This is a genomic window from Paracoccus acridae (assembly GCF_014642735.1).
Classification (GTDB): Bacteria; Pseudomonadota; Alphaproteobacteria; order Rhodobacterales; family Rhodobacteraceae; genus Paracoccus; species Paracoccus acridae.
Genome location: NZ_BMIV01000039.1, coordinates 1 through 8,815, shown reverse-complemented (window position 1 = coordinate 8,815; position 8,815 = coordinate 1). Strand labels below are relative to the sequence as shown.

8 protein-coding genes are annotated in these 8,815 nt (G+C 60.7%); 1 reads left to right on the top strand and 7 read right to left on the bottom strand.

The genetic code is table 11. The features are described from left to right. Nucleotides 1-516: 516 nt before the first annotated feature. The 5 genes from dmpG to IEX25_RS19145 form a co-directional block, all read right to left on the bottom strand. Nucleotides 517-1,545 (bottom strand): 4-hydroxy-2-oxovalerate aldolase, encoded by a 1,029-nt coding sequence (gene dmpG, locus IEX25_RS19165; protein WP_188717297.1) that lies wholly within the window; start codon nucleotides 1,543-1,545, stop codon nucleotides 517-519. Between the two features lie 12 nt (nucleotides 1,546-1,557). Beyond that, on the bottom strand, nucleotides 1,558-2,469 hold the full coding sequence (locus IEX25_RS19160) for an acetaldehyde dehydrogenase (acetylating) (RefSeq protein ID WP_188717295.1): 912 nt from the start codon (nucleotides 2,467-2,469) through the stop codon (nucleotides 1,558-1,560). A gap of 16 nt (nucleotides 2,470-2,485) precedes the next feature. Continuing rightward, nucleotides 2,486-3,769 (bottom strand): TRAP transporter large permease, encoded by a 1,284-nt coding sequence (locus IEX25_RS19155; RefSeq protein ID WP_188717293.1) that lies wholly within the window; start codon nucleotides 3,767-3,769, stop codon nucleotides 2,486-2,488. Next, a complete protein-coding gene (locus tag IEX25_RS19150) occupies nucleotides 3,766-4,248 on the bottom strand; it encodes a TRAP transporter small permease (protein WP_188717291.1) in 483 nt (160 codons plus the stop codon). Before IEX25_RS19150 ends, IEX25_RS19155 begins: the two co-directional genes overlap by 4 nt. Nucleotides 4,249-4,331: 83 nt before the next feature. Then, nucleotides 4,332-5,354, bottom strand: a complete 1,023-nt coding sequence (locus IEX25_RS19145; RefSeq protein WP_229665493.1) for a TRAP transporter substrate-binding protein — start codon at nucleotides 5,352-5,354, stop codon at nucleotides 4,332-4,334. A 286-nt stretch (nucleotides 5,355-5,640) separates the two neighbouring features. Here IEX25_RS19145 and IEX25_RS19140 point away from each other — a divergent pair, with 286 nt between their 5' ends. Then, nucleotides 5,641-6,954, top strand: a complete 1,314-nt coding sequence (locus tag IEX25_RS19140) for an FAD-binding oxidoreductase (RefSeq protein WP_229665491.1) — start codon at nucleotides 5,641-5,643, stop codon at nucleotides 6,952-6,954. Between the two features lie 36 nt (nucleotides 6,955-6,990). Here IEX25_RS19140 and IEX25_RS19135 read toward each other — a convergent pair whose 3' ends face one another. Further along, entirely contained in the window at nucleotides 6,991-7,800 is an 810-nt protein-coding gene (locus tag IEX25_RS19135; RefSeq protein WP_188717286.1) for an IclR family transcriptional regulator, read from the bottom strand. 554 nt (nucleotides 7,801-8,354) lie between these two features. Next, nucleotides 8,355-8,738, bottom strand: a complete 384-nt coding sequence (locus IEX25_RS19130) for a hypothetical protein (RefSeq protein ID WP_188717284.1) — start codon at nucleotides 8,736-8,738, stop codon at nucleotides 8,355-8,357. Nucleotides 8,739-8,815 lie beyond the last annotated feature (77 nt).

Sequence of the window (8,815 nt, the reverse complement as noted above, 5' to 3'; positions counted from 1 at the left end):
AGGCATCGAGACCGTAAACATGATCCGCAAAGGTCAGTTCAGGCCGAGTTGCGTCCGTTCCAGCAGTTCTGCCAGTTGGCTGCCTAAATCCAAAAGTGCTGCGGGTCGTCTATATCCTGTCCGGCGGTTTGCGACAGAGCCTTAGGGCGCCCTTGCGGCGCCCTCCTTTGTTTTCCAGTGTCCTGTTGCCGGCAAGGTCTGAACCACGGCTTGTCGCGTCCGTTCTGCCGGGGCCGGTCACAGGATTGCACAGCCCGGGCGCCTGCGGCAGCCGAGGCTCCAAGCGCCTTGGGTCGGAAGATCTACATTTGATGCAATCAAGGTGAAGCGGCGGTATTTTCGACATCGTGCCAATCTTTCTGAGCAGGCACGGGGATCTACATTCCACCTTCATGATCAGAGATACCGCGGATCGATCCGTAACTGCACCACGTAGCGCCGAACCCGAAGCCGCTTCAGAAAAGTCGGCCTGGTTTCGTTCAAGCCGACTTTTACCTTGGAAAGGTCTGGATCGTGTCAGGCCTTTGCTGTTTTTGCCATAGTCAGGGCAAGGTCTTCGATCATGTCCTCCTGGCCACCCACCATGCCGCGTTTACCCATCTCCATCAGCAGGTCGCGGGCCGGGATGCCATATCGCTTTTCCGCTCGCTCGGCGAACAGCAGGAACGAAGAGTAGACGCCGGCATAACCCAAGATCAATGAGCTGCGATCCACGCGGATCGGGCGCTCCATCATTGGCACGACCAGATCCTCGGCCGCGTCCAAGACCTTGAACAGGTCGATACCGGTTTCGACGCCCATGCGATTGAAGACGGCAACCAGTTGTTCGGTCGCAGCATTGCCCGCGCCCGCGCCGAGACCAGCCAAGGCGCCGTCGATCCGGTTCGCACCGGCAGCCACAGCCGCAACCGAGTTGGCGATGCCCATGCCCAGGTTGTGGTGGCCGTGGAAGCCAAGCTCTGTTTCCGGCTGCAAGGCAGCGCGCAGAGCCGAGATCCGGGCAGTCACGCCATCAGGCAGAAGATATCCCGCAGAGTCGGTGCAATAGATGGTTTTCGCGCCATAGCCTTCCATCAGCAATGCTTGTTCAACCAGCTTCTCGGGTTCCGCCCGATGCGCCATCATCAGGAAGCCCACGGTATCAAGCCCGGTCTTGGCGGCATAGGAGATGTGCTGTTCGGCGCAGTCGGCTTCTGTGCAGTGGGTCGCGACCCGCACGCCCGAGATGCCGCAATCCATCGCCTCTTTCAGCGTGTCCACCGTCCCGATCCCCGGAAGCAGCAGGGCCGAGATCCTGGCCTGTTTCATCTGCGGAACGACAGCCCGGAGATAGTCCATGTCGCTGTGGGCCGCGAAACCATAGTTCACCGACGATCCGCCGATACCGTCGCCGTGGCTGACCTCGATCCAGGGAATGCCGGCATCGTCGGCCGCGGTCGCCACCGCGATCATCTGGTCCAGCGACATCCGGTGGCGGACCGGATGCATCCCGTCGCGCAGGCTCATTTCATGCAGGGTGACCTTGCGGCCTTCGATATTGGACATGTCAGCCCTCCCTCAGTTCCGCGCCGGAAGCACGAAGTTGCCCTTGTCCGCTTCTTCCGCGAACAGTTCGGCGGTCCGCAGGGCAGCCGCCGTCATGATGTCCAGGTTGCCCGCGTATTTCGGCAGGAAATCCCCCAACCCTTCGACCTCGAGGAAGATCGACACCCGGTTTCCATCGAAGATCGGGCCGTTCACCAGCTTGTAGCCGGGGACATATTTTTTCACCTGTTCCAGCATGGCATGAACGCTGGCGGTGATCTTTTCCTGGTCCGGTTCGCCTTCGGTCAGCACATGGACCGTGTCACGCATCAACAGGGGCGGCTCGGCCGGGTTGACGATGATGATGGCCTTCCCTTCCTTCGCGCCGCCGACGGCCTCGATGGCGCGGGCCGTGGTGCGGGTGAATTCGTCGATGTTCTTGCGCGTTCCCGGCCCGACGGATTTCGACGACACCGAGGCCACGATCTCGCCGTAGGAGACCGGCTGAACCTGGCTGACGGCGGCCACCATCGGGATGGTGGCCTGCCCGCCGCAGGTCACCATGTTCACATTCATGCGCAATTCGCGCGCATGCTGCGCCAGATTCACCGGAGGAACGCAGAAGGGTCCAATCGCCGCGGGCGTCAGGTCGATCATGACCACGCCGAGATCGTTCAGCTTCCTCGAATTCTCGGCATGGACATAGGCAGAGGTCGCGTCAAAGGCCACGCGGATATCGTCGGCAACGATATGATCCAAGATGCCGTCCACGCCGGTCGCGCAGGTCTTGATGCCCATGGCTTCGGCGCGCTTCAAGCCTTCCGAGGTGGGGTCGATCCCCACCATCCAGACCGGCTCGATCCAGTCGGACCGCTTCATCTTCATCAGCAGATCGGTGCCGATGTTGCCGGGGCCAATGATGACGGCCCTGAGTTTCTTGCTCATTGGCGGTTCCTTTGCATTACATTCCGAACAGGGCAGGCAGGCCCAGTGACAGGGCGGGGACGTAGGTGATCAGCAGCAGCAGCACGATCATCACCCCGAGCGGCCCGAACGCCCCTTTCACGATGGCCTCAAGCGGATGACCCGAGATGCGCGAGGCCACGAACAGGTTCACGCCCACCGGCGGCGTCACCATGCCGATGGCAAGGTTGACGATCATGACGATGCCGAAATGTTCGGCGTTGATCCCCAAGGCGGTGGCCAGCGGCAGCAGGATCGGCGTCAGGATGATGATCGCGGCGATGGTTTCCATGAACGTGCCCACGATTAGAAGGATCACGTTGACAGCCAGCAGCAGAAGCCAGGCCTGGTCGATGGTCGAGGTGATGGCGTTCGACAACGCCATCGGCACCCCCTCAATGGCCAGGGCGCGACCGAAGATCGTGGCGGTGCCTACGATCAGCATGATCGTGGCCGAGGTCAGCGCCGATCCCGCGATGATGCGGTAAAGCGAGGCGATGCTGATCTCGCGATAGATGAACGCGCCGACGAAAAATCCATAGATGACGCCCACGGCCGCGGCCTCGGTGGGGGTGAAGATGCCGCCGTAGATGCCGCCAAGGATGATGACCGGCACCAGAAGCGCCCATTTCGCCTCGTTCAGGATGGCAAGCTTCTGGCGTCCGCTCAGCTTTTCAGCCGAGGGTTTCAGCCCCTGGCGGCGGGCGTCATACCAGGCATAGAGGATCAGGGCGCCACCGATCATCAGGCCGGGAATGACCCCCGCCATGAACATCTTGGACACCGACACGTTGGCCGAGGTCGCGTAGATGACCATCGGGATCGACGGCGGGATGATCACTCCCAGTGACCCGGCACTGGCCACAAGACCCGCCGCGCGGCCCGGGCGATAACCGTCCTTGACCATGGCAGGCAGCAGGATGGTGCCCACGGCGGCCACGGTCGCCGGCCCCGAACCCGAGATGGCGGCGAAGAACATGCAGGTCACGACCGAGATGATTGCAAGGCCTCCGGTATAGCGCCCGAAAAACATCCGGCCGACATCAACCAGCCGCTTGGAAAGGCCGCCCTGCCCCATCAGGTCGCCGGCCAGGATGAAGAAAGGCACAGCCATCAGCGGAAAGCTGTCGATGGAGGTGACAAGCCCTTGCGGCACATAGGATCCGGAAACCTTGCCAGACAGCAGCAGCGCGATGGTTGAGGCGATGCCCAGCGAGATCGCGATCGGGACCGACAGAAGCAGCAGAACGGCCAGCAGCCCGAAAAGAGTCAGGGAAATCATGAACGGACCTCGGCCCTGTAGATGCGCAGATCAAGGAAGATGCGCTGGATCAGTCGCAGCACTGTCAGCCCAAAGCCCGTCAGCGGCGCCAGATACACGATCCCCATGGGAATACCGAGCGAGGCCGACTTCTGGCCGAAGCGGAACGTCTTCTCGACCATGAACCAGCCCTGATACATGACATAGAGGGCGAAGGCGCCGAAGATCAGATGCGTCAGGATGCGCACCATGATCCGCCCACCCATGGGCAGCACGTCGGTCAGCATGGTGACACGGATATGAGCATCCAGCCGCACCGCATAGGAGATGCCCAGATAGGTTGCCCAGATGAAGAGATAGCGCGCCAGCTCCTCGGACCAGGACAGCGATGCCCCCATGACATAGCGCATGAAGATCTGCAGTCCGATCAGAAGCGACATCGTCGCCATGAGAAGGACGATGATCGCCTCCTCGAAATGCTCGTTGATGAGCTTGATCATGATATGTCCCGACATTCCCGGCCGCTGCCCTGACAGGCCACGACAGAAGAACGGCTCCGGCAGGGACCGGAGCCGCGTATGGTTCAGTTCTTGCCGGTCGCGGTCAGCAGGCGGTCGACCAGATCGGCCCCGGCCTTTTCGCGGACCAGATCGACGATCGGCGCGACCTTGGCGGCAAAGGCTTCCTTCTGCGCGGGTTCCAGATCAACAAAGGTCACCTCGGTCATCGCGGCTTCCGCCTTGGTGTCGGCCTCGGCTGCCAGCTGGCGCTGATGGGCGGTGGCGTCGATGACGGCCTGGTCGAAGATCGCGCGATCCTCATCGGACAGGGCGGCCAGCTTTTCGGGGTTCGCAAGCAGCGGCCAAGGCGAATAGATGTGGTTCGTCTTGACGATGTATTTCTGAACCTCGTTGAACTTCATATCGTAAAAGAGGTTGATCGGCCCTTCCTGCGCGTCAAAGGTCCCCTGCTGCAAGGCCGTGAACAGTTCGTTGAAAGCCAATGGCGCAGGGTTGGCACCGATCTCGCGCCATGCGGCGATATGGACCTCGTTCTCCATGGTGCGCATCTTCATGCCCGCGAGATCCTCGGGCGAACGCACCTCCTTGTTCGCGGTGGTCAGCTGGCGGAAGCCATTTTCCCAATATGCCAGGCCGACAATCCCCGAGCTTTCTAGCCCAGCCAGGATTTCCTGACCGATCTCGCCATCCAGAACCTCGTAGGCCTGCTCGCGGTTGTCGAACAGGAAGGGAATGTCGAAGGCAAAGAAGGCCGGCGCGAACGAAGCGACCGGCGCGGACGACACAAAGATCAGATCCACGTTGCCGAACTGGATGTTCTCGACCGATTCACGCTCTCCGCCCAACTGCGAAGACGGGAAGATCTCGAGGCCGACCCGGCCTTCGGTCTTTTCGCGCAGTTCCTTGTCCAGAAATTCAAGCGCCTGATGCCCCGTCGAGGTGGTCGCGGTGGAATGGGCGGCGCGGAAAAGCACATCAGGCTGGGCAAGGGCCGGAGTGGCAATCGTGGTGCAAAGCAATGCCGCCGACAGGATCGCTGGTGCAGATCCATGGCGCATGAACTGCTTGGGAATGTGAAATGTCATGTCATCCTCCTCTTCGAAACGCGGCCCCTCTGCCACGTTCACGAAGGCTGTTGCGAGACTTCGCGATTGCCCGGCTCCTCCGCGCCCGCACCGTCTCTCGAGTCGTGAGTTGGCGGAAACAGCATCAAATGTCAATTTATACAATCAAATTGCAACATGTGAGAGTTGGTGAAAAAAGCCAAGTTAATGCAGGGGAACCATGATGATACCGAAAAGCAAACATCCCGTTATTGTCGAAAGAATTGCCGAGATCCTTGGAGATGGACGGCTCAAGGTCGGCTCCCAGGTGCCGGATGCCTCCCTGCGCGACTGGAGTGCCGAGCGGGGCGGCACGCCCTTGGCTTTGGTGACGCCCGAAAGCACGGAACAGGTTTCCGCAGTTCTGCGCGCCTGTCATGAGGCAGGAGTGCCGGTGGTGCCGCAAGGTGGGCTGACAGGACTTGCCGGCGGAGCCGTGCCCTCGGACGGGGCGGTGCTTCTGTCGCTTGCCGCCATGAACCGGATCGAGGAGATCGACACCACCTCGGGGCTGATGGTGGTTCAGGCGGGCTGTGTGCTGCAGACCCTGCAGGACGCGGCTGAAGCGGCCGGACGCAGCTTTCAGCTTGACCTGGGGGCCCGGGGCTCTTCGCAGATCGGCGGGAACATCGCCACCAATGCCGGGGGAAACCGCGTCATCCGATATGGCATGGCACGGGAATTGGTCCTGGGTCTTGAGGTGGTGCTGGCGGACGGAACAGTGCTGCCGATGATGAACCGGATGCCCAAGAACAACGCGGCACTGGACCTGAAGCATCTGTTTATCGGATCCGAAGGCACGCTGGGTGTCATCACCCGCGCCGTGTTTCGGCTGCACCCCAGCGTCGCGGGAGCCAATGCGGCCCTGGTCGCCCTGTCCGGCTTTTCTGACGCGGCGGGCTTGCTGGCCCATGCGCAGAAATCATTGTCAGGTCGGGTCACGGCATTCGAGCTGATGTGGGCCGACTATTATGCCGCCGTCCTGGCCGCCACCGGGCGCCGTCCGCCGGTGGCCGAGGGTCACGCCGTCTATGCCCTGGTCGAGATGCAAGGTTCAGATCCCGACGGGGAACACGACGCCTTTCAGGCCATGCTGGAGGGCGCTTTCGAAGCGGGCCTTGTCCAGGATGCCGCCATCGCCATGTCGCAGCGCGAGGTTGATGATTTCTGGGCCTTGCGCGACGGGATAGCCGAAATCCTGTCCCACCGCGCTACCACGATCAATTTTGATGTTTCGGTTCCCCTGGCACGTATCGGGGAATGCGTGGACGACATCCGTGCCGCCCTGAAGAGCCGCTTCCCCGATCTGCAGGTCATCTTCTTCGGCCACGCAGGGGACAGCAACATCCACTTGGTCGCAGGCCCGATCGAGGCGGTCGATCCGACCGGGCACGGGATCGAGACGGCGGTTTATGATCTTGTCCGCGCCTATGGCGGCTCCGTTTCCGCCGAACATGGGATCGGCCTTCACAAGAAGCCTTGGCTATCCTACTCCCGAAGCCCGGCAGAGCTTGATCTCTTGCGCCGCATGAAGTCGATGCTTGATCCGAAAGGGATTCTGAACCCCGGCAAGGTGCTCTGAGAAGGTTGTCCTGCGGCGAGGATCGCCTTTTCTGCCTTATGGTTGGGTTCGGGCTGTGTAGCCCAGTCCGGCCGAAATCTGAAATGCGGCGGCTTTGACTTCGGTGATCAGGGCCTGCATCCTCTGCGGGCTCATGTGTTCCACTGTCGAGGAAACGGAGATGGCCGCCACGATCCGGCCTGTCGCATCTCGGATCGGGGCAGCCACGCAACGGATCGAGGCCTCGTCTTCGCCCAGATCGAAGGCGAAATCTCCTTGCCGGTATTGATCCAGCTGCACCAACCAAGTTTCCCTTGGAACGGGATGGTTCATGAGATGGTGGTCGCTCTGATAAAGATCGGCGAGCTCGGCTTCGCTTCGATCCAGGATCAGGGCTTTTCCCACGCCGGTCGAGATGACCGGCTTGCGGCCGCCCACGCGCGACGAGATTTCCACCGCCCGACTTCCGCTCAGCTTGTCCAGATAGCTGACTTCATCGTTCTCCAGTCGGGCCAAGTGAACCGTATCGCCGGTCTTGCCTGACAGCTCTTCAAGCCAAGGCCGGGCATGACGGACCAGATCGATACGAGAATGCGCGGCAAAGCCCAGCTCGATCAAACGTGGACCCAGGGCCACGCTGCGCGTATTGGTGAGTTTCAGATATCGTCGTGCCACAAGAACGGAAACCAGCCTGTGGACCGTCGAGTAGGTCAGCTGGGTCGCGTTTGCTATCTCGGCGATCGTGGCAGGCCCGTCCGCAACCGCATCAATGATCTCAAGCCCGCGCACAAGCGTCTGGCTACGTTGAGGCCCTTCCGCCAAAGCGCCCTTGCTACGGGATCCCAATTTGAATGCGGTGTCTTGCATGTTGGCCTCAGAACATTGGCTGCATCGTAGAAACTCGGGAGGGAAGTTCCAAGGCTGCATCCCGCACGGACCTTGCCGCAGGCACCACCGATCATCGTGGAGAAGACGCGGCGATCAGATCCTTATTATCAACTCGCATTGCGAAAGCCCTTCCATATACCGCCACCGATGCGATGGCGTCAGTAAATCCCGGAACAGCACGTGTCGCGGCATGGTCGAACGACGACGAGCATAGCATCGGAGCGAGAATGATGGCGCCGAGAGAGATGTCCCTGCAGTTCTGTCAGCCGGGTTCCTGACAGCAAGATAGCACGAACGGCTTGAGGTGCTGGGACGCTTCGAAATCCTGCTCCACACCCATGCTTGGGAAAGGACCTCCGGGCCTGTGTGACCAAGCGCCGGATCTGGGACAGCACGATGAGCGCCTATGGCCGACAGGCACGCGATATCATGCTCGGGTGATGAAAACCTTCGTGAAGCTCGACATCTCCATTTTCGCATACGAAGTCATTTGCGGCCTTGGCTTGGTGATGTCGGCAGCGTCTCATTATTTTCTACGGACACGTTCTTTCTCCCGGCGTTGGCTGGCAACATTTTTCCACGAACAACTCTATGGCCAGCCGCGCTGCCTCCCGATCGCTGAGGCCAGGGGACCAACGTGACAGGTCCCCCAGCAGCATCTTCGTGATCACCCCATAAACATAGGTATGGCTCATCATCACCAGTGTCTCTGGATCCTCATCCTGTCCAAGAAAGCCTTCCGTCTTGGCACGCTGAAGGATCTTGGACACCAGGGCATGGATGGGCCGCTCGTATTGCAAAAGCCGGGGATTGGCCGTGAACTGCCCGGCCGGTATTTCGCCAATGTAGCGGAACTCGTAGGGGTAAACCCCGGCCCAATCGATATAGGGTAACCACCCGGTTTGCACCGCGGCCATTTTTCATTGACAGGCGTTGATGATGTCGTGTCTCGCACCACGGCTTTGCGTGGTAGGCTCAGTCCATGGAGATTGAT

Excerpts from the sequence above, each read along its gene's own strand:
- IEX25_RS19130 (WP_188717284.1), bottom strand. The coding sequence starts at position 8,738 with ATGGCCGCGGTGCAAACCGGGTGGTTACCCTATATCGATTGGGCCGGG.
- IEX25_RS19145 (WP_229665493.1), bottom strand. The coding sequence starts at position 5,354 with ATGACATTTCACATTCCCAAGCAGTTCATGCGCCATGGATCTGCACCA.
- IEX25_RS19155 (WP_188717293.1), bottom strand. The coding sequence starts at position 3,769 with ATGATTTCCCTGACTCTTTTCGGGCTGCTGGCCGTTCTGCTGCTTCTG.
- IEX25_RS19150 (WP_188717291.1), bottom strand. The coding sequence starts at position 4,248 with ATGATCAAGCTCATCAACGAGCATTTCGAGGAGGCGATCATCGTCCTT.
- IEX25_RS19160 (WP_188717295.1), bottom strand. The coding sequence starts at position 2,469 with ATGAGCAAGAAACTCAGGGCCGTCATCATTGGCCCCGGCAACATCGGC.
- IEX25_RS19135 (WP_188717286.1), bottom strand. The coding sequence starts at position 7,800 with ATGCAAGACACCGCATTCAAATTGGGATCCCGTAGCAAGGGCGCTTTG.
- dmpG (WP_188717297.1), bottom strand. The coding sequence starts at position 1,545 with ATGTCCAATATCGAAGGCCGCAAGGTCACCCTGCATGAAATGAGCCTG.